The sequence below is a fragment of the Hominenteromicrobium mulieris genome, assembly GCF_046197855.1.
Classification (GTDB): Bacteria; Bacillota; Clostridia; order Oscillospirales; family Acutalibacteraceae; genus Hominenteromicrobium; species Hominenteromicrobium mulieris.
Genome location: NZ_CP173188.1, coordinates 1,944,496 through 1,962,791, shown reverse-complemented (window position 1 = coordinate 1,962,791; position 18,296 = coordinate 1,944,496). Strand labels below are relative to the sequence as shown.

Here is an 18,296-nt window from a genome sequence, read left to right as displayed (position 1 = left end):
AGAGATACAGGATGTTTTCAAAAACGAAAGGATGCGTTTTTATGACAAATCAGGAAATTTTAAACCAGATCCACCGCGGCGTAATTGTCTCTTGCCAAGCGCTGCCGGATGAGCCGCTTTACGGCTACCACTTTATGGGCCACCTTGCATTTGCCGCAAAAGAGGGCGGTGCTGTGGGCATTCGTGCCAACACCTGCGAGGATATTGTGGACATCAAAAAGGAAGTTGACCTGCCGGTCATCGGCATCATCAAGAGCGTATACGACGACAGTGATGTATATATCACGCCGACGATGAAGGAAATCGATGCACTGGCGGCAACCGGCGTGGAGATTATCGCGCTGGACGCAACAGACCGTCCGCGTCCGAACGGCCTTGATCTTGACACGCTGTTCAAGGAAGCGCGCGCAAAATACCCGAATCAGCTCTTCATGGCGGACTGCTCTTGCTATGAAGACTGCAAGCACGCGGCGGAGATCGGCTTTGACCTTGTCGGCACGACGCTGTGCGGCTACACGGCAAAGACGAAGGGCACGGCTATTCCGAACTACGATCTGCTTTCCCGCATCACGACGGAGCTGAACGTGCCGGTCATCGCGGAGGGCGGTGTTTGGGAGCGCGGCCAGCTGCAGAAGGTGTTCTCTTACCCGGTGCACGCAGCGGTCATCGGCACGGCCATTACGCGCCCGCGTGACATCACCCGCAGATTTGTTGAGGCCATTTCATGAGTACGCTTTTAGGCATTGATATCGGCGGCACGGCTGTGAAGATCGGCGTTGTGGACGAAAACGGCAAAGTTCTGCTTTCCGAAACGCGCAGCGTCAGCTTTGACGGTTACAAAACGTCCATCATGACGACGGTTGCGAACCTTGCGGGAGAAGTTCTCGAAAAGAGCCCCGTGAAAATCGAGGGCATCGGCGTTTCGGCAACGGGGCAGATTGATGTGAACTCCGGCACGGTTATCGGCGTGGGTGCACAGCTCGGCGACTGGCTCGGCAGCCCGGTGAAGAAAATTCTGGAAGACCGGTTTCATCTGCCTGTAACCGTCATCAACGACGCGAACGCAGCGGCGCTCGGCGAGCAGACGTTTGGTCGCGCAAAGGGCAAGGAGAACGTGCTTGTCGTTACGGTCGGCACCGGCATTGGCGGCGGCATCATCGAAAACGGTCGCCTCATTCAGGGCAGACGCGGCATCGGTGGCGAAATCGGGCATTATATCATCAATTTTGACGGTGTGGAGTGCCCGTGCGGCAACCGCGGCTGCTTTGAGCGCTACGGTTCTACGGGCGCGCTTGTGCGCCGTTTTACGGAGAATGTTGCATTGCTCGAAAAGCTGGGCGTACCGGCAGAAGACGTCAACGGCAAGGTGATCTTTGACCACCTCGATGACGCAGACGTCAGCGCGACGGTGAACAGCTGGATCGACAGCATCGCATTTGGAATCATCGGTCTTGTGCACATTTTCAACCCGGAAATGGTGCTCATCGGCGGCGGTATTTCAAGGGAAGACGAACATTTTATCCGCCCGCTTCGCGAGAAGATTTTGAACGGCGCGATGGAGCAGTTCGCAAAAGACCTTGAGGTGGAGGCCGCTGCACTCGGCAACAACGCCGGCCTGCTCGGCGCATGTGCGTATTTCAGACAAAACTTTTAACCGACGTATATAACAACAAAAGCCGAGGCGCTTCAAAACGAAGTGTCTCGGCTTTTTGCGGTGCATTTACTTTTCAATGAGGTCATTGTCCCTGAACAGGAGGGAAATGCACCATACGGCGGCGATGCCGACGAGTGTGTAGATGATGCGGCTCAAAACGGCGCCCTGTCCGCCGAAAAGCCATGCGACGAGATCAAACTGGAAAATGCCGATGAGGCCCCAGTTGATGCCGCCGATCACCGTCAAAATCAAAGCGATGACGTCCAGCATATACTCTGCTCCTTTTTGCATTCGCCTGCACCCGACCGATGGCGAAAATCGAACGCAGGCGATAAAAAATCCTCGGAGAACAAAGACAAAACGCTTTGCTCACCGAGGATAGTATGAACGAAAAACTGAATTTTATGTTTTTTAGTTTTTAAGGCTCTGCAGCGGGGCGGGGATGCGGCCGCCGCGGTTGACGAACACGGCCGGGGAATTCGTATTGACTTCCATAACAGGGCCGCAGCCGAGCAGGCCGCCGAAGTTCAGTTCTTCGCCGACCTTCTTGCCGATGGCCGGAATGAGGCGCACGGCGGTCGTCTTGGAGTTGACCATGCCGATGGCAGCTTCGTCCGCGATGATGCCGGAAATAATCTCCGGGGTGATGTCGCCCGGAACGCAGATCATATCGAGGCCGACGGAGCAGACCGCCGTCATGGCTTCAAGCTTTGTGATGGAAAGCGCGCCGCTCTTTGCTGCGGCGATCATGCCGGCGTCTTCACTGACCGGGATGAACGCGCCGGAAAGGCCGCCAACGTGTGAGGACGCCATGACGCCGCCTTTTTTCACAGCGTCGTTGAGCAGAGCCAGTGCAGCTGTGGTACCGTGTGCGCCGCACTGCGCAAGGCCCATGCCCTCAAGGATATCCGCTACGCTGTCACCGATAGCCGGTGTGGGGGCGAGGGAGAGGTCGACAATACCGAACGGCACGCACAGACGGCGGGAAGCCTCCTGCGCGACGAGCTGACCCATGCGCGTGATCTTGAACGCGGTCTTCTTGATGATGTCCGCGATCTCAGTGATATTATCGGTATCTTTTGCCTTCTTGATGGCTGCGCGCACAACGCCCGGACCGGAAACGCCCACGTTGATGACGCAGTCCGGCTCGCCGGCACCGTGGAAAGCGCCCGCCATGAAGGGGTTGTCCTCCGGTGCGTTGCAGAACACGACGAGCTTTGCCGCACCGATGCAGTCGCGGTCCGCGGTGCGGACGGCGGCTTCCTTGACGATGTGACCCATTTTCTTTACGGCGTCCATGTTGATGCCGGCCTTTGTAGAGCCGATATTGACGGAGGAGCAAACGAATTCCGTTTCCGCAAGTGCTTCCGGGATGCTTTCAATCAAAGCGTAATCGCCGGGGGCAAAGCCCTTATGCACGAGCGCGGAATAGCCGCCGATGAAGTTGACGCCGACGGTCTTTGCGGCGCGGTCCAGTGCCTTTGCAAAGCGAACGGGGCTTGCACCGGGGTTTGCGCCCGCCAGCATGGCGATGGGCGTGACGGCGATGCGCTTATTCACAATCGGAATGCCGTACTCGCGGCTGATGTCCTCGCCGGTCTTGACGAGGTTTTCGGCATAGCTGCAAATTTTGTCGTAGACCTTCGTGCAGGCCTTATCAATATCGGAATCGATGCAGTCGAGAAGCGAAATGCCCATCGTGATGGTGCGCACATCGAGGTTCTCGTTATCGATCATATTTATGGTTTCCAGAATATCATGTGTATCGATCATAGTTTCATTCCCGGCCTTTCGGTAATAGATTTAGATTCTGTGCATGGAGTTGAAAACGTCCTCGTGCATAACATGGATCTTCAGGCCGAGCTTTTCGCCAAGCGTATCGAATTCATCGGAGAGCTCGCTGATCGGCACGGTCGCAGCACTGATGTCTACGATCATGATCATGGCGAACATATCCTGCAAGATGGACTGTGTGACTTCAATGACATTGATGCCTTTTTCTGCGCATACGGTGGAGACTTTCGCGAGAATGCCGACCATATCTTTTCCGATTACGGTGATGACTGCTTTCATAAAATGACCCTACCCTTTCCTGCAAAACATAAAAGCGCTTTGCTGTGGTTTTCTATTTCTTTATTATCTATCAAATGTGGGGCGCTGTCAAGGTTTAAAAGGTGTTTTGCAGGAAATAGCGGTGTAAAAATCAAAAAGGTACGGTGCGGAGAAATCGGAAGAAGCTTTCACATCGCTTTACAATGCGGTTTTAGGCGAAAAGTTGCAAAACTTGTGCTTTGGGTATTCCAAAATGATTTTTATTGTGTTAAAATCAATTTGTATATTGTTTTGAGCATACAGGTCGAAGTGCTTTAAGGGGATGATCTTTTGCGTTACAAAAATATATCCGATTGTCACAGCCATTCCAACTGCTCGTTCGATGGCACCCGCAACATGCGCGATATGTGCATGAACGCCATCGAGATGGGTCTGGTTTACTACGCTGTGACCGACCACTGCGAGTGCAACCAGTACATGAACGTGCCGCACATTCCCGGCGGACGGTATTACGATGTCGTACGTCAGTCCTATGCGGAGCTGTTGCAAAATCAGGAACGTTTTCCGAATTTGAAGCTTTTGCGCGGCATTGAGCTCGGCCAGCCCCTGCAGGACCTAAACGCAGCACACGATGCGCTTACGGGGCGCGACTACGACGTGGTGATCGGTTCGCTGCACAACATTCGCGATCACGACGATTTTTACCACATCGGCGAGCATAATCCCACCGAGCAGGAGATCGACAACGCTTTGCACGCCTACTTTGCGGAGAGCCTTGAAATGGTGGAGTGGGGCAAGTTCGATACACTGGCGCACATCACCTACCCGCTGCGCTACATGTGTAAGGCGGGGGAAACGCCCAGCTACAAGCCGTATCAGGACGAGCTGGACGCGGTTTTAAAGGCGCTCATCAAGTCGGACATCGCGCTGGAGTTCAACACCTCCCGTATTTTGCGCACGGATGCGCCGAAGCTGCCCGACCGCGAAGTCTATTCGCGCTATAAGGAGCTTGGCGGTAAGCTTGTCACCATCGGCGCGGATGCACACCGCACGGAAAATATTGCAAGCGGCGTAGAGGAGGCCATGGAGCTTTTAAGCGACATCGGCTACAAGGAGTACACCGTGTTTGTAGAGCGCAAGCCGGTGCAGGTGCCGATCGAATAAAACAAATTACACTGCCTGCTGCAAAAGGTACAGCAGGCCTGCAAAATAAAAAACAGAAGGGATAAAACACCATGGATAAGAAAATGGAAAAGCTTTTAAAGCTCTTGCAGGATGATGCCAAGCTGACCGTGCAGGAGCTTGCCGTTATGCTGGATATGACCGAAGCCGAAGTGGCGGCCGCCATTCATAAGTTTGAAAAAGACGGCGTCATCAAGGGCTACCGCACGCTCATCAACTGGGAGCGTACGGATGTGCACCGCGCAAGTGCACTCATTGAGCTGCGCGTTACGCCGAAGAAAGACTCCGGCTTTGATGAGCTTGCCGCACGCGTAAAGGCCTTCCCCGAAGTGGAAAGCGTCTGCCTGATGTCCGGCGGCTTTGACCTTGCCGTAACCGTTACGGCGAATACCATGTCTGAGATCGCGATGTTCGTTGCAAAGCGCCTCGCGCCGATCGACGGTGTGCTCTCCACTGCCACGCACTTTATTCTGACGAAATATAAGGACGGCGGCGTGGACTTTGTCACCGACTACGATGAGATTGACGAGAGAGGAAGCAACCTTTGTGATTGATTACAGCAAATACCTGAACGACCGTGCGCGCGTGATTAAGCCCTCCGGTATCCGCCGCTTTTTTGACATTGCAAACGAAATGGAGGACGTGATCTCCCTTTCCATCGGCGAGCCGGATTTTTTCACCCCGTGGCATATCCGCGAGGAGGGTATCACGACGCTGGAAAAGGGCAGAACGCGCTACACCCCGAACCGCGGCCTGATGGCGCTGCGCGAGGAGATCTGCCGCTTTTTAAAGCGCAAATATGACCTGGAATACACCGCAGCTACCGATATTCTTGTCACCGTTGGCGGCAGCGAGGCTATCGATATGGCGCTGCGCTGCCTTGTGGGCGAGGGCGATGAGGTTATTATCCCGGAGCCGTGCTTTGTGTGCTACGACCCGCTGACCCGTATGGCGGGCGGCGTACCGGTTTCCATCGCAACGAAAGCGGAAAACGAATTCCGCTTGACGCCCGAAGAACTTGAAAACGCCATTACGGACAAGACGAAGGTGCTTATTTTCCCGTACCCGAATAACCCCACGGGTGCCGTGATGCGCCGCGAGCATTTGAAAGCGCTGAGCGAAGTGATCATTCGCCATGACCTCATCGTGCTTTCCGATGAGATTTACAGTGAGCTGACTTACGGCGGCGAGCCGCACGTCTCCATTGCGTCGCTGCCGGGCATGAAGGAGCGCACCATCGTCATCAACGGCTTCTCGAAGACATATGCGATGACGGGTTGGCGCATGGGCTACGCGGCGGGTCCGAAGGAGATTATTTCCCCGATGACGAAGCTGCACCAGTACGGCATTATGAGTGCCCCGACGATGTCACAGTACGCGGCGATCGAAGCGCTGAAAAACGGTGATGACGACATTGCCGAAATGCGCGATCAGTACGACATGCGCCGCCGTTTGATTGTGGATGGGCTCAACCGCCTCGGTCTTACCTGCTTTGAGCCGGAGGGCGCGTTTTACGTGTTCCCGTCCATTCAGTCCACCGGCATGACGTCCGATGAATTTTGTGAGCGTCTCATTTACGATAAACACGTCGCGGTGGTGCCGGGCTCGGCATTCGGTGCGTGCGGCGAGGGCTTTGTACGCATTTCGTATGCGTATTCCATCAAGCACCTTGCAGAGGCGCTGAACCGCATCGGCGCATTTTTGAAGGAGTTAAAGTGAGTGCGTATGTAAAGCGGCTTGCGGATTATGACATAGAACGGCTGACCGAAGCGGTGGATGCAATGTTCACCGCTTCGGCGTTTTATGGCCGCATAAAACCGCATATGACCGTTATTTTGAAGCCGAATCTCGTCATGCGCTCTGCGCCGGAGGAGGCCATCATCACGCACCCGAATGTGACGGCTGCGGTCGCGATTTGCCTGCTGCGGCAGGGCGCGGACGTGCTGGTGGCGGAAAGCGGCGGCGGGCCGTACAATACATCTATCATGAAAGGCACGTTCCGCGCGTGCAGCTATACGGAAGCGGCGGAAAAATACGGCTTTTCGTTATATACAGCGTGTAAGAGCACGGCAGTGCAGCTGCCGGAGGGAAAGCGCTGCAATACGCTGACCGTCACAGAGCCGTTCGTGCAGCCGCGCGAGACGCTCGTCATCGACATTGCGAAGTTAAAGACCCATGGCATGATGGGCTATTCCGGCGCGGTGAAGAATCTCTTCGGTGTGGTGCCGGGGCTATTAAAGCCGGAGCTGCACAGCCGTTACCCGGAAAAAGAGCCGTTTGCGGAAATGCTTGTCGATTTGTGCGAATATGTGCACCCGGATTTCTCGATTATAGATGCGATAGACGCCATGGAGGGCGATGGACCTACGGGCGGCCAAAAACGCTTTGTCGGCGCACTTGTGGGGTCTGAAAGTCCCTACGAAGCGGATATGGTCGGCGCGAAGCTCATCGATATGAAGCCCGAAGAAATTTTGGTGCTCAAAAACGCACAGGAGCGCGGACTTTGTGCGGGAAAGCTTTCGGAGATCGAAGTGCTTGGTGATGATTTTGAGAATATTGTCGTACACGATTTTAAGCGTGCACGCTCCAGCAGCATCGATTTTACGACACGCGTTCCGAAGTTCATGCAGCCGCTTGCAAAGAGAATTTTAACGCCGTACCCGAAGATCAACACGGCACAGTGCGTGGGCTGCGGCAAGTGCGCGGAAAGCTGCCCGCAGCACACCATAACGGTGCGGGAGCACAAGGCGCACATCGAGTACAGCAAGTGCATCCATTGCTTCTGCTGCCACGAAATGTGCCCGAAGCACGTCATCAATATCAAGCGGTTTTCACTGTTTGACCTATGAGGGAGGACTGAATATGAACACAGCCGAATGTAATGCGTATGCAAAAATCAACTTATCGCTCGATATTACCGGGCGGCGCGAGGACGGCTACCACACGGTCGACATGGTGATGCAGTCCGTGTCTCTCTGCGACCGTGTGCGCGTGACGCTGAACGATACGGGGGAGGTTATACTCAAGTGCTCGAAGCCGCACATCCCATGCGACGGGCGCAACACGGCATACAAGGCTGCGCAGTATTATTTTGACGCTACCGGTGTGCCGTTCGGCGCAGATATTTATATTGAAAAGCATATCCCGGATCAGGCGGGCATGGGCGGCGGCAGCGCGGATGCAGCAGCCGTGCTGAAATTATTGAATCATCTGTGCGCAGAAGCGGGGGAGGAGCCGCTCAATACGGCAGAGCTTTTGTATCTCGGTTTGCGCATCGGTGCAGATGTGCCGTTCTGCATTTTAAACGGCACATATCGTTGCCTTGGCATTGGTGAGCAGTTGCTGCCGCTGGCAGAGATACCGAAGTGTTACCTTGTCGTTGTGAAGCCGGACGTGGGCGTGAGCACGCCGGAAGCGTACCGTGCGTGCGATAACGTGCCGGACGGCGGCATGCGCTACACGCCGGGTATGGTGCGCGCGGTAGAGCATCGCTCGATTGAGGAAATTGCAAACGCGCTCGGAAATCGGTTTGACGACGCGCTGCAAATCTCCGTTGTGCAGGAGATAAAAAAATATCTGTGCGAAAACGGGGCGTTAAATGCGTTGATGACCGGCAGCGGCTCCGCGGTTTTTGGAATTTTTTCTGAAAAAAGCTTAGCGGAAAATGCCGCAAAGCGTATGCCGAAGGCTTTCGGCGCGTGTTTTTTGGCAGAGCCCGTAAACGGCTGAAAAGGCGAAAAACCGCATAATTCCGCGCTTTTTTACGCGTTTTAATTCTCACTCGAAAAATAAATTTCAAATTTTTAAAGTTTTTTTGAAAAAAGGGTTGACTTTTCCCGAATATCTGCTATAATAGACTACGTTGTCCGACGGAAACAAACGAAACGAAAGAAAGACAGCGAAACAGATAGCGGTATTGTGTAATGGTAGCACAGCAGACTCTGACTCTGTTTGTCTGGGTTCAAATCCTGGTACCGCTGCCAAAATGGCCTTGAGTATTCAAGGCTTATATCGAGGTGTGGCTCAGCTTGGTAGAGCGCTACGTTCGGGACGTAGAAGCCGGAGGTTCAAATCCTCTCACCTCGACCATGAAAGACTTTGCAGAAATGTGGAGTCTTTTTGTTTTATTCACAAAATAGCGGGTCATTGTAACGGGGAGGAAAAGGTATGCATTATTTTGAAAAAGTGTTTGACGGACAGGTGCTCAAATGGTGCGTGAACGGCGCGGAGCTGGGCGGCGGGAAGCCGACGCTGCTGTGTCTTGTCTCGAATGAGACGGAGGCGGAAAGCTGTTTAAGTAAACTCGAGCCGCATTGCGGAGAAGCACAGGTAACTGCGTTGATTTTACCGGGCGGTATATTGCCCGAAACAGCGGTGCAGAGCTTGGTTTTTGAATGGCAGACGACGGGCATCATCGACAAATGTAAATTGTCGCTCACGGCATCGCAAAGCTGCGCGGACGCGGCGTGGCGGCTGATTTCGCATTTGTCGCATTGCTTCAGCGCGGCGGCGATTCTCGGCGGGCACGCAGACCCTTATGAAGTACGCGCGGCAAAATTCATGCCCCTGAAGGTGTATACGTTCGCGGGTGAGGGCAATGTGCTCGCAGACGGCAAGGTGCTTGCAGACGCGGAAAAGCTTGTGATGAGTCTGCGCGTAACAGGCTCCGAAACGGTGGAGCGCACGGAGATCAACCCCGAAAACGCATGGGAAAATGTCTTTGCGGACGGGGAAATTGTTCGTTGGCTGCTAAAGCAGGATAGACGCACGCAGCTTGAAGTGACGTGGATAAAGCCCGGTTTTTGGCGGATAGATGACTACTTTACGGCGACGTGCTACCTCATTGAGGGCAGGGACAAGGCACTTTTGATCGACACGGGCATGGGCGAGGGCGACCTGCTCGACACCGTGAAGAAGCTGACGCGGCTGCCGGTCGAGGTTGCGATTACGCACCCGCACCGCGACCACATGTTCCGCATCGACCGATTTGAAAAAGTATATCTGCACAAAAACGATGTGGAGAAGATCCGCGAAGACGAAAACTGCTTTGCGGCGGCGCTTTCCGACGGCGGCAAATACCCGCAGCTTGTACCTATTGACGAGGGCAGCGTGATCGACCTCGGCGGCGGTGTGACGGTGGATGTGCTGAATCTTGGCGGGCACACGGAAAACTCCGTGGTGTTCGCGTGCGCACACTACAAGGCGCTTTTTACCGGCGACGCCATCGGCTCCGGGTATATCGTTTTGATGATCTGCCCGGAAAAAGACATGTATAAGGTCTTGGAGAGCTACAAAAAGAACCTTGAGTGCTTCCTGCCGCGTGCGGAGGCGCTGCGCGATTATGCGTGGTTCGGCGGGCATTCCATTCAGGAAAACGGCTGCGACGAGCAGCACCAGCAGGATTACCTTGCGGGCAGGTCGGTCTACTATAACCCGCTGCGGCTCGAGATTGTGCAGGATATGGTAGTGCTGTGCGAAAAACTGATTACGGGAGAGATCAGCAAGGCTGATGTCATGTCGACGGACGAGCACTACTGCAATTATGGCAGTGCAGGCATGTATTTCAGATTCATTTAACACCCTAAAACGAGAAAAAGGCTTTGTCAGCATCAAATCGGTGCGCGGCAGAGCCTTTTAATTTTTTGCGTTACTTTTTGTTTTAGATGGGCTGCGCGTTGAGGTTCTCGATGAAGCCGTCCGGCACAGAGGCGAGGACGGTCATGGCTTTGGCATTATAGATTTCATGCCGCTATCAGGAATCTCGATGTATACGCGCCCGTCGGACAGCGGCTGGCGTGGCGTTAAAAATGTGCGGCAATTTATTTGGGACGAAATTTATAGAAGTTTCATATAATATGCGTTTGGCACTGGCGCGAAAGTATGTTATGTGGTATAATACATATATAAACTTGAATTTGATGGGTGAGCAGAGGAAAACACTATGGGCATCAGCAAAAAGCTTGAAACGATTTATCACAACGGACAGCCGGACGGTATTCGCTCCATCCGCCGCAGTTTATCTACCATGACGACGTATGTGATACCGCGCCCACTGCTTTCCGAAGCGAAGAACATTACGGGCATCAACCGGCACGGCATTTATTATTTAATAAATGAGAGCGAAGACAATAGGATCGCGCAAATTTACATCGGTCAGACGCGCAACGGCATTTTGCGGCTGGACGACCACAATCGCTCGAAAGATTTTTGGAACAAAGCCATCATGTTTTTGGCGGAGAGCAAGACCTTTACGCTGGATATGATCAGCGGGCTTGAAAAATACGCGATCATCAAAGCGCAGGAATCCAAGCGCTACACGGTGGAAAACAGTGTTGTGCCGAAATATGAGATCGACGAATATGACCTTGCCACTGTGGAGGAAGTCTACGATGAAATTCAGTTCATCATGGCGACGCTGGGCTATAAAATGAACGATGCAAAAGCGGTGCAGAGCGAAGAAACGGTTTTACATACAACACGCAACGGCATAGAAGCGTTTGGCGTGTATGACGGCGAGCGGTTCGAGGTGCTGGAGGGCTCGCGTATCGGGCGCACGGAATATAAAAGCCTTTCACCGGCCATTGCGCGCCAGAGACGATCAGCTCTGAAAAACGGAGACGTGACCGATGTAAACAGCGAATATGTGCTGAACAAATCGATGTCGTTTTCGTCGCCGAGCTCGGCCGCTATGTTCGTCCTCGGTACAAGTGCGAACGGTTGGGTGGAATGGAAAAGTAGGGATGGCAAGACGCTGGATAAGCTTTTCAGAAAGTAAATACGAAAATAAGAGCGCAGGCGCACGAAAACGGCGTATCTGCGCTTTGCTCATTTTGCTAAGTGCTTTGCGGGGCGTTTTTTCTTTAGGAACATTTCGGTTAATATGACCGTACCGGTCTGCTCGATTTGCTTGCGGTGCTGCCCGTTGAAGCTGAAGCAGAAGACGTGCCCGAAGAAGCCGCGCCGCTTGACAACTAAGACAATAATGTCGACATATAAATCTTTAAAACAGTATAAATTAGGGGGTATCTCCACTATGGCTATTGATACCATGAAAAAAGGCTCCATAGAAATGCTCACGCTGTTTTTGCTGTGTGAAGAAGACGCATATGGTTATCAGCTTGTGCAGAAAATCAAGGAGCGAAGCAAAGGTTTCATTACAGTGCAGGAGGGGTCATTTTATCCGCTTCTGTACCGCTTGGCGGATGATGGGTACATCACCGGCGAGGAGGTCGTAACGCGCATGAGCACGGGGCGTTCCCGCATGCGTGTGATCTATCATATTGAAAACGCCGGGCGGGAACGGTTGGCGTCTTTAAAAAAAGACTATGAAACCGTTCAGCAGGGTATCCATAATATTCTTGACTCTTAATTTGTTTACAAGTTTTCACTCAAATCCCATAGAAAAGCAGCTGCTCTTTTTAACAAGGAGCAGCTGCTTTTTTGTGGGGAAAGACCACTCCGAAAGCAACCGTATAATGGCGGCGTAGGTTTCGAAGATGTGAGTGCGCACGGCGGCTTCTGTTTACACTGGAAAATGAAACGGGAATATGGTAAAATAGCGGTACAGTCAAAATGAAGATAGGGGAACAAAAATGACAAAAATCTTATTTATCTGCCACGGCAGGATTTGCCGGGCATGATGAAAAGTCTCATATCGTCTCATTAGCCCCGTTTTTAAGCGTTTTTTGTGTTTCAATCTCAAATTTACCAAAGATTTACCAATATTTCTGGAGAGTCAGACTTGCGATTCTAACACCAGAATAAGGAAATCAATACCATGACTGAGATGAAGAAACACATTTATGATGAAAGTAATGGCCTTTGGTATGAACACATTGGCGATTATTATATTCCGGTTCTTACCCTGTCCTCTGAGGAGCAGCGCCCCATTGGTAAATGGGGACGGATGCACCGGGACTACCTCAAAGAGCATTGCCCAATCCTCTTTAATGATCTTGTTCTCAGCGGTCAACTCTGGACATATCTGGCTGATCTGAACGAGCAGGCGCAGGAGCGTTTGTCCCTGATTATCGAGCAGATGAAGGCATCTGAGGGCGTGACGGAGGAACTGAAAGCAGATAACCAAATGGCATGGGTTGGTGCCATGAACAGCATCCGCAACCGGGCAGAGGAAATCATCCTCCAGGGACTGATCTATGGGGAGGATGAGGCATGAGGCTATTGGAAGAATTTTGGTATGGAAACATCGAGCCGACAGAGTACGATACTTCTTCCAAGGAGTACAAGAAGCTACAGGAATTGATCTGTAGGAATGAAGAAAAACTCAAAGCCACCATGACGGATGGGCAGAAAGAGTTGTTTGAGAAATACACGGACTGCGTCCATGAGTTCCAGACCATAACCGACTGCCTGATCTTCCAGAACAGCTTCAAGCTGGGTGCCAGGATGATGGTTGAGGTCATGGAAGAATAATCGAATATTTAGATAGTTGAGCAACACGCCGCCTATGGGAATCCCCTATGGACGGCGTGTTATTTTTGTGGAACCACTTGATTTATTTCGTTTAAGCGAATATAATTATAGTGGTTTTTTGTATTGTGATTTGCGAGGTGTTTGTTATGAATGGATATATTACAGTCCAGGAAGCTGCTGTAAAGTGGGGAATCACTCCCAGACAAGTTCAAATTCTATGCAAGTCGAATCGTATTGACGGTGCTACTCGCATGAGTAGAATTTGGATCATTCCAGAAAATGCAGAAAAGCCGACAAACGATAAAAGAAAGGCAGCGTACAGCAATGACTAACCTGACTGAATTGCAGAACCTTGTAGATCGTTTTCATGCTAACATCGACTTCTATAAGGACGCAAGAAATGCTTACAATGAGCATTCTTGCAGAATTGAATATATTGATCCTCTGTTAAAGCTCTTGGGTTGGGATGTTGCAAACGAAAAAGGATTGGCACCCCAATATCGAGAAGTTATTGCGGAGAATTACTCCACTCGAACTGACCGCCCTGACTATACCATTACGCTCAGAGGTGTGCCTAAATTCTTTGTAGAAGCAAAGAAGCCTGCGGTAGATATTACCAGAGATGCAGATCCAGCTATTCAGACCAGAAAGTACGGCTGGAACGCAAAGCATCGTCTGGCTGTTCTCACAAATTTTGAATATCTGGCAATCTACGATACCTGCCATATTGCTCACGAAGATGATGGATGTGCTGTAGCAAGATACCGGCTGTACCATTATACTGAGTATGTAGAAAAGATTGATGAGATTGTAGGGTTGATTGCGAGAGACACCGTTTACTCTGGTGATTTTGATGCTTATTTGGATGCAAACTTCCCCGCAACCGGAGGGCAAACCCAGCAGGTTGATACACTATTTCTTTCTCAAATCAACGAATGGCGTGTGGCTCTTAGCAACGAACTGTATGCTCAGGGTGGCCGCTATGCGTCGTTGGAAGTGTTAAACGATGTTGTGCAGGAGTTTATTAACCAAATTGTCTTCCTGAGAATTTGCGAAGATAAGAATCTGCCACTGTATCACAAGTTGAAGGATACCATTACAGATGCCGATCAACTGCAACCCAAACTGGAGGAATTGTTCCGTTCGGCTGACCGGCGCTACAATTCTGGAATGTTTTCCGGCGAAGACATTATTTTTGATCTTTCCTGCGAAGTTATTAAAGGCATGATTGAGGATTTGTATTACCCTCAAAGCCCTTATTTGTTTAATATTATCGAGCCTAATTTGCTTGGAAAGATTTACGAGATATTCTTAACCGAACAGTTAGTTCTGCTCGAAAATAATACCATTGGTCTTGGCAAGAAGAAAGATTGCCAGAACAGATCTGTTGTTACAACACCAACAGAAATCGTTAAGTACATGGTCGATAAAACGCTTTCCAAAGTGTGTGAAGGAAAGACTCCCTCTGAGATTTTGAATATCAGTGTGGCTGATATTGCCTGTGGCTCTGGCATTTTCTTGGAAGAGGCATTTGCCTATTTGCAGGATTACTGTGTGCAATGGTATATCTGCAATGGGCAAACAGATCATTTGATTGAAACGGGTATTGACTTGTATAAGCTGCCCCTTCAAGAGAAAAAAGACATTCTTTGCTCCTGCATTTACGGCATAGATATTGACATCCATGCGGTCGAAGTTGCTAAATTCTCTTTGTTAATCAAGTTGATTGAAGATGAAACCGCACCTTCTGTATCAGAAGTTGTTCCGATTCTTCCTGATCTGGGTGACAACATTCAATTTGGAAACTCCCTTGTCAGCCAAACTGAATTGAATGGCATTAGCGGTGCCAACCGTCAGATGATGGAGATTGCTCCCTTTGACTGGAGCACAATTAACAATGGATGTGGATTTGATGTAATTATCGGCAATCCTCCGTATGTGAATACCGAGGGGATGCACGCCCTATTGCCGAGTGCCGAAGTAGAAGTCTATAAAAAGAAATATAAGACATCGCACAAGCAATTCGACAAATACTTTATTTTTATAGAGCAGGCTATCAATAAGATCAACGAAAATGGCTTGGTATGCTATATTGTACCTAATAAATTCTTCAAAATTGGCGCTGGCGAGAAGTTGCGCAACCTGATTGCAAAAGAACGGATGCTCGTCAGTCTGGATGACTTTGGAGATGCACAGCTGTTTGAGGATAAAACCATTTACAGCTCGATCATTTTACTTTCCAAGGCGAAGCAGACAAGTTTTGTTTACAGCAGCGTTGATTCTGCTAACAAACTGTGGGCAGGAGAAGAAGTGAGTTCCATTGAGCTTAATTCTTCCGTATTGAACAAGCTGCCATGGAGATTGACAACTGACTTTGAGTTTTTGACAATGCTCCAGAGGTTGGATGAAGTATCTGTCCCCATTACAAAACACGCAGAGATATTTAACGGTATTCAGACAAGTGCAGAAAGGCCAACGCCTATATATTGGTTCTCCTCAGATGAAATTGTGGCCGAATATGCCGATACTGTTGAAATCAGCAGGGATGGCAATAATTATACTATTGAGAAGGCCTTGCTTCGCCCTTATTTTAAGCCAACCAAAAAGGCTGAGAAGGGCCTGAATTCGTATAGTATTCTTGCGACTGACAAGCAGATTATTTTCCCCTACGATAACAACGGACATCTTATCCGCATAGATGAGATGCAAAGCTGTTATCCGGGAACATACGCTTATCTCTTAGCGCATTATGATCGTCTGGTTCCTAAGTGTGTTTCCCGTGATGGAACTCGTAACGTTCCAAACGCCACCGCAGATACATGGTACCAGTATGGCAGAACACAAGCCTTGACCGCCTTTATTAACACGCCCAAATTGATAGTTGGCGTGTTGAGCAAAGAACCCATGTATGCGATGGATACGAATGATATTCTGATTGCGTCAGGTGGTACTGCTGGATATTGTGCAGTTAGCAAAAAAGATGGTAGTCCATACGCACTTGAATACATTCAGGCATGGCTGTCAAACCCCATTACAGAGCGAATCTTGGAGATCGTAGGCAGCGATTTTGAAGGCGGATTTACTGCTCGTGGTACATTCGTTCTCTCTACACTACCCTTTGTTGAGTTGGATTTTGCCGTAGAAGAACAGAAAGCCATTCACGACAGAGTGGTAGCAGCAAGTCGAGAGATTTACGAAATCAATGATGCACTGTCTGGACGTCCCGCAAAGCGCATTGCAAATCTGTTGCAGAGACAGAAAGAAACACTTATCTCTGAGATTCAGGGATTGATTGATCGGGTGTATAGACTCGATTATTAAGCGAGGTATTAACGATGAGACTCAAAAAGGATAGTTCAGAGCAGAAACTAAGAGGAGCGTATTATACGCCATTGCAGCTTGCGGATGCTATGGTGGAGCTTTTTGCGTCTCAAAATATCTCTACCGTCTTGGAACCAAGTTGCGGTGATGGAGTATTTCTTGATGCGCTACAGAACCTTAATCTTCTGAATAAGGTGGATAAACTAACAGCTGTTGAAATCGAACCTGACGAAGCCGATAAAGTTCGTGATAGGTATTCTGAATTTGAACAAATCGAAGTATGCACCGAAGACTTTTTCGACTTCTATAATCGTGTTCTCGGCAAGGAACAGTACGATTTGATTTTGGGCAATCCCCCTTATATTCGCTATCAATATCTGAAAGAAAGCCAGCGAGAAATGCAGTCTCAAATTTTGACTTCGCATGGTATGAAAGCGAATAAATTGATAAATGCATGGGTTGCGTTTATCGTAGCTTGTGTACAGCTATTGTCCGAAAAAGGTAAGATAGCGTTTGTTATTCCAGCTGAGATACTTCAAGTTGCGTATGCGGAGGATCTGCGCCTATATTTGGCCAATAATCTTGCGAAAATTACTCTGATCACATTTGAACAGCTTGTGTTCCCTGATATCGAGCAAGAAGTCGTTGTGTTTATTGGCGAGAAAGGCGAAGAAGAAAAGGGTATTCGCATCATTGAAATGAATAATCTTAGCGGTTTTGCTCAGTTGGATCTATCTCAAAATGGATTTCAAAAGTTGCAGCACGTCAAGGAAAAATGGACAAAATATTTCGTAAACGCAGAGGAAATGTCTCTTATTCAGGAACTTCGTGCAGACAAACGCTTTGCCCAATTTTCCGAATATGGAATTATCAATGTTGGAATTACAACAGGCAATAATGGCTACTTCTCCATTACGGAAGAAACATCTGAGCAATATCAGTTAAGTGAAGTAACCCTTCCTTTGATTGGCAGGAGTTCTCATGCACATGGAATATATTTCACAGCACAAGATTGGGAGAAAAACAAAATTGCTGGAAAGCGTGCCCGTCTAATCAGCTTCCCTGAGATTCCATACGATGAATATCCCGCCAAGCACAAAGAGTACATTTCACTCGGCGAAGCGAATGGCGAACACGAGGGCTACAAATGCTCCATCCGGGAAAGATGGTACATTGTTCCTTCTGTATGGGTTCCGGATGCGTTTTTCTTAAGAAGAAATAATTTCTATCCTAAATTTGTACTGAATAAATGTGATGCAGTGTCAACAGACACTATGCACCGCATGAAGTTTAACGATGGCGTTGATCCAGAGAATGTCCTTCTTGCCTACTATAACAGCATCTCTTTTGCGTTCACCGAGATTTGCGGACGAAGCTATGGTGGAGGTGTTCTTGAAATCTTACCTGGTGAGATGGGCAACATTTTACTTCCCAAAGTGGAAAGGATTGATCCTGCACTAAGGGACAAGCTGCTTGCACATATTGACGCTATAGTGCGCAATGATGAAGACATTGAACTTGCGCTGGATGTTGTTGACAAAGAACTACTTGTAGATACATTGGGGATCGATCCTGAGATATGCCGTAAATGCCGTGCTATCTGGAAAAAGATGCAGACACGCCGGTTAGGAAGAGGATGACAAATACTATTATC

At 49.9% G+C, this 18,296-nt stretch carries 17 protein-coding genes and 2 tRNA genes; 16 read left to right on the top strand and 3 right to left on the bottom strand.

What is annotated here, in order from left to right; all coding sequences use genetic code 11:
• Positions 1 to 41: 41 nt before the first annotated feature.
• Positions 42 to 728, top strand: coding sequence for an N-acetylmannosamine-6-phosphate 2-epimerase (locus tag ACI0CA_RS09620; protein ID WP_176820471.1), 687 nt, complete (start codon positions 42 to 44; stop codon positions 726 to 728).
• Positions 725 to 1,654: an ROK family protein gene (locus tag ACI0CA_RS09615; RefSeq protein ID WP_316687512.1), complete on the top strand. Its 930-nt coding sequence runs from the start codon at positions 725 to 727 to the stop codon at positions 1,652 to 1,654. The genes ACI0CA_RS09620 and ACI0CA_RS09615 overlap by 4 nt, the downstream gene beginning before the upstream one ends.
• Positions 1,655 to 1,720: 66 nt before the next feature.
• Here the strand turns inward: ACI0CA_RS09615 and ACI0CA_RS09610 are convergent, their stop codons facing one another.
• The 3 genes from ACI0CA_RS09610 to ACI0CA_RS09600 form a co-directional block, all read right to left on the bottom strand.
• Positions 1,721 to 1,924 carry a DUF378 domain-containing protein gene (locus ACI0CA_RS09610; protein ID WP_176820473.1) on the bottom strand — a complete coding sequence of 68 codons (204 nt, stop codon included), beginning with the start codon at positions 1,922 to 1,924 and terminating at the stop codon, positions 1,721 to 1,723.
• A gap of 141 nt (positions 1,925 to 2,065) precedes the next feature.
• A complete protein-coding gene (locus ACI0CA_RS09605; RefSeq protein WP_176820474.1) occupies positions 2,066 to 3,427 on the bottom strand; it encodes a PFL family protein in 1,362 nt (453 codons plus the stop codon).
• A 30-nt stretch (positions 3,428 to 3,457) separates the two neighbouring features.
• Positions 3,458 to 3,727, bottom strand: coding sequence for an ACT domain-containing protein (locus tag ACI0CA_RS09600; RefSeq protein ID WP_176820475.1), 270 nt, complete (start codon positions 3,725 to 3,727; stop codon positions 3,458 to 3,460).
• A gap of 309 nt (positions 3,728 to 4,036) precedes the next feature.
• Between ACI0CA_RS09600 and ACI0CA_RS09595 the strand changes: the two genes are divergently transcribed.
• The 14 genes from ACI0CA_RS09595 to ACI0CA_RS09530 all read left to right on the top strand — a co-directional run bounded on the left by ACI0CA_RS09595 (position 4,037) and on the right by ACI0CA_RS09530 (position 18,282).
• Positions 4,037 to 4,870, top strand: a complete 834-nt coding sequence (locus ACI0CA_RS09595) for a histidinol-phosphatase HisJ family protein (RefSeq protein ID WP_308449598.1) — start codon at positions 4,037 to 4,039, stop codon at positions 4,868 to 4,870.
• Positions 4,871 to 4,953: 83 nt separating this feature from the next.
• Complete coding sequence (locus ACI0CA_RS09590; RefSeq protein WP_176820550.1) at positions 4,954 to 5,442, top strand: Lrp/AsnC family transcriptional regulator; 489 nt, start codon at positions 4,954 to 4,956, stop codon at positions 5,440 to 5,442.
• Entirely contained in the window at positions 5,405 to 6,607 is a 1,203-nt protein-coding gene (locus ACI0CA_RS09585; RefSeq protein ID WP_417402999.1) for a pyridoxal phosphate-dependent aminotransferase, read from the top strand. The genes ACI0CA_RS09590 and ACI0CA_RS09585 overlap by 38 nt, the downstream gene beginning before the upstream one ends.
• Positions 6,604 to 7,737 (top strand): DUF362 domain-containing protein, encoded by a 1,134-nt coding sequence (locus ACI0CA_RS09580; protein ID WP_308449599.1) that lies wholly within the window; start codon positions 6,604 to 6,606, stop codon positions 7,735 to 7,737. Before ACI0CA_RS09585 ends, ACI0CA_RS09580 begins: the two co-directional genes overlap by 4 nt.
• Before the next feature lie 13 nt (positions 7,738 to 7,750).
• A complete protein-coding gene (ispE, locus tag ACI0CA_RS09575) occupies positions 7,751 to 8,617 on the top strand; it encodes a 4-(cytidine 5'-diphospho)-2-C-methyl-D-erythritol kinase (protein WP_308449600.1) in 867 nt (288 codons plus the stop codon).
• Between the two features lie 180 nt (positions 8,618 to 8,797).
• A tRNA-Gln gene (locus ACI0CA_RS09570) sits at positions 8,798 to 8,871 on the top strand.
• A 29-nt stretch (positions 8,872 to 8,900) separates the two neighbouring features.
• Positions 8,901 to 8,977, top strand: a tRNA-Pro gene (locus ACI0CA_RS09565).
• A 78-nt stretch (positions 8,978 to 9,055) separates the two neighbouring features.
• A complete protein-coding gene (locus ACI0CA_RS09560) occupies positions 9,056 to 10,465 on the top strand; it encodes an MBL fold metallo-hydrolase (protein ID WP_446806910.1) in 1,410 nt (469 codons plus the stop codon).
• Between the two features lie 364 nt (positions 10,466 to 10,829).
• The gene (locus tag ACI0CA_RS09555) at positions 10,830 to 11,663 is read left to right on the top strand and encodes a GIY-YIG nuclease family protein (protein ID WP_446806911.1); all 834 of its coding nucleotides are present in this window, start codon (positions 10,830 to 10,832) and stop codon (positions 11,661 to 11,663) included.
• 258 nt (positions 11,664 to 11,921) lie between these two features.
• Positions 11,922 to 12,257: a PadR family transcriptional regulator gene (locus tag ACI0CA_RS09550; protein WP_395591351.1), complete on the top strand. Its 336-nt coding sequence runs from the start codon at positions 11,922 to 11,924 to the stop codon at positions 12,255 to 12,257.
• Between the two features lie 408 nt (positions 12,258 to 12,665).
• The gene (locus ACI0CA_RS09545) at positions 12,666 to 13,064 is read left to right on the top strand and encodes a TnpV protein (protein ID WP_308449604.1); all 399 of its coding nucleotides are present in this window, start codon (positions 12,666 to 12,668) and stop codon (positions 13,062 to 13,064) included.
• Positions 13,061 to 13,321 carry a DUF6809 family protein gene (locus ACI0CA_RS09540; RefSeq protein WP_308449605.1) on the top strand — a complete coding sequence of 87 codons (261 nt, stop codon included), beginning with the start codon at positions 13,061 to 13,063 and terminating at the stop codon, positions 13,319 to 13,321. The genes ACI0CA_RS09545 and ACI0CA_RS09540 overlap by 4 nt, the downstream gene beginning before the upstream one ends.
• Before the next feature lie 324 nt (positions 13,322 to 13,645).
• Positions 13,646 to 16,642, top strand: coding sequence for an Eco57I restriction-modification methylase domain-containing protein (locus ACI0CA_RS09535; RefSeq protein WP_308449607.1), 2,997 nt, complete (start codon positions 13,646 to 13,648; stop codon positions 16,640 to 16,642).
• A 14-nt stretch (positions 16,643 to 16,656) separates the two neighbouring features.
• Entirely contained in the window at positions 16,657 to 18,282 is a 1,626-nt protein-coding gene (locus tag ACI0CA_RS09530; RefSeq protein WP_343285046.1) for an Eco57I restriction-modification methylase domain-containing protein, read from the top strand.
• Positions 18,283 to 18,296: the final 14 nt, after the last annotated feature.

Bases quoted from the DNA above. Each gene is read 5' to 3' on its own strand.
- ACI0CA_RS09605 (WP_176820474.1), bottom strand. From the start codon at position 3,427: ATGATCGATACACATGATATTCTGGAAACCATAAATATGATCGATAAC.
- ACI0CA_RS09615 (WP_316687512.1), top strand. From the start codon at position 725: ATGAGTACGCTTTTAGGCATTGATATCGGCGGCACGGCTGTGAAGATC.
- ACI0CA_RS09600 (WP_176820475.1), bottom strand. From the start codon at position 3,727: ATGAAAGCAGTCATCACCGTAATCGGAAAAGATATGGTCGGCATTCTC.
- ACI0CA_RS09540 (WP_308449605.1), top strand. From the start codon at position 13,061: ATGAGGCTATTGGAAGAATTTTGGTATGGAAACATCGAGCCGACAGAG.
- ACI0CA_RS09545 (WP_308449604.1), top strand. From the start codon at position 12,666: ATGACTGAGATGAAGAAACACATTTATGATGAAAGTAATGGCCTTTGG.
- ACI0CA_RS09610 (WP_176820473.1), bottom strand. From the start codon at position 1,924: ATGCTGGACGTCATCGCTTTGATTTTGACGGTGATCGGCGGCATCAAC.
- ACI0CA_RS09555 (WP_446806911.1), top strand. From the start codon at position 10,830: ATGGGCATCAGCAAAAAGCTTGAAACGATTTATCACAACGGACAGCCG.
- ACI0CA_RS09530 (WP_343285046.1), top strand. From the start codon at position 16,657: ATGAGACTCAAAAAGGATAGTTCAGAGCAGAAACTAAGAGGAGCGTAT.
- ACI0CA_RS09550 (WP_395591351.1), top strand. From the start codon at position 11,922: ATGGCTATTGATACCATGAAAAAAGGCTCCATAGAAATGCTCACGCTG.
- ACI0CA_RS09620 (WP_176820471.1), top strand. From the start codon at position 42: ATGACAAATCAGGAAATTTTAAACCAGATCCACCGCGGCGTAATTGTC.
- ACI0CA_RS09535 (WP_308449607.1), top strand. From the start codon at position 13,646: ATGACTAACCTGACTGAATTGCAGAACCTTGTAGATCGTTTTCATGCT.
- ACI0CA_RS09585 (WP_417402999.1), top strand. From the start codon at position 5,405: ATGAGATTGACGAGAGAGGAAGCAACCTTTGTGATTGATTACAGCAAA.
- ispE (WP_308449600.1), top strand. From the start codon at position 7,751: ATGAACACAGCCGAATGTAATGCGTATGCAAAAATCAACTTATCGCTC.
- ACI0CA_RS09560 (WP_446806910.1), top strand. From the start codon at position 9,056: ATGCATTATTTTGAAAAAGTGTTTGACGGACAGGTGCTCAAATGGTGC.
- ACI0CA_RS09590 (WP_176820550.1), top strand. From the start codon at position 4,954: ATGGAAAAGCTTTTAAAGCTCTTGCAGGATGATGCCAAGCTGACCGTG.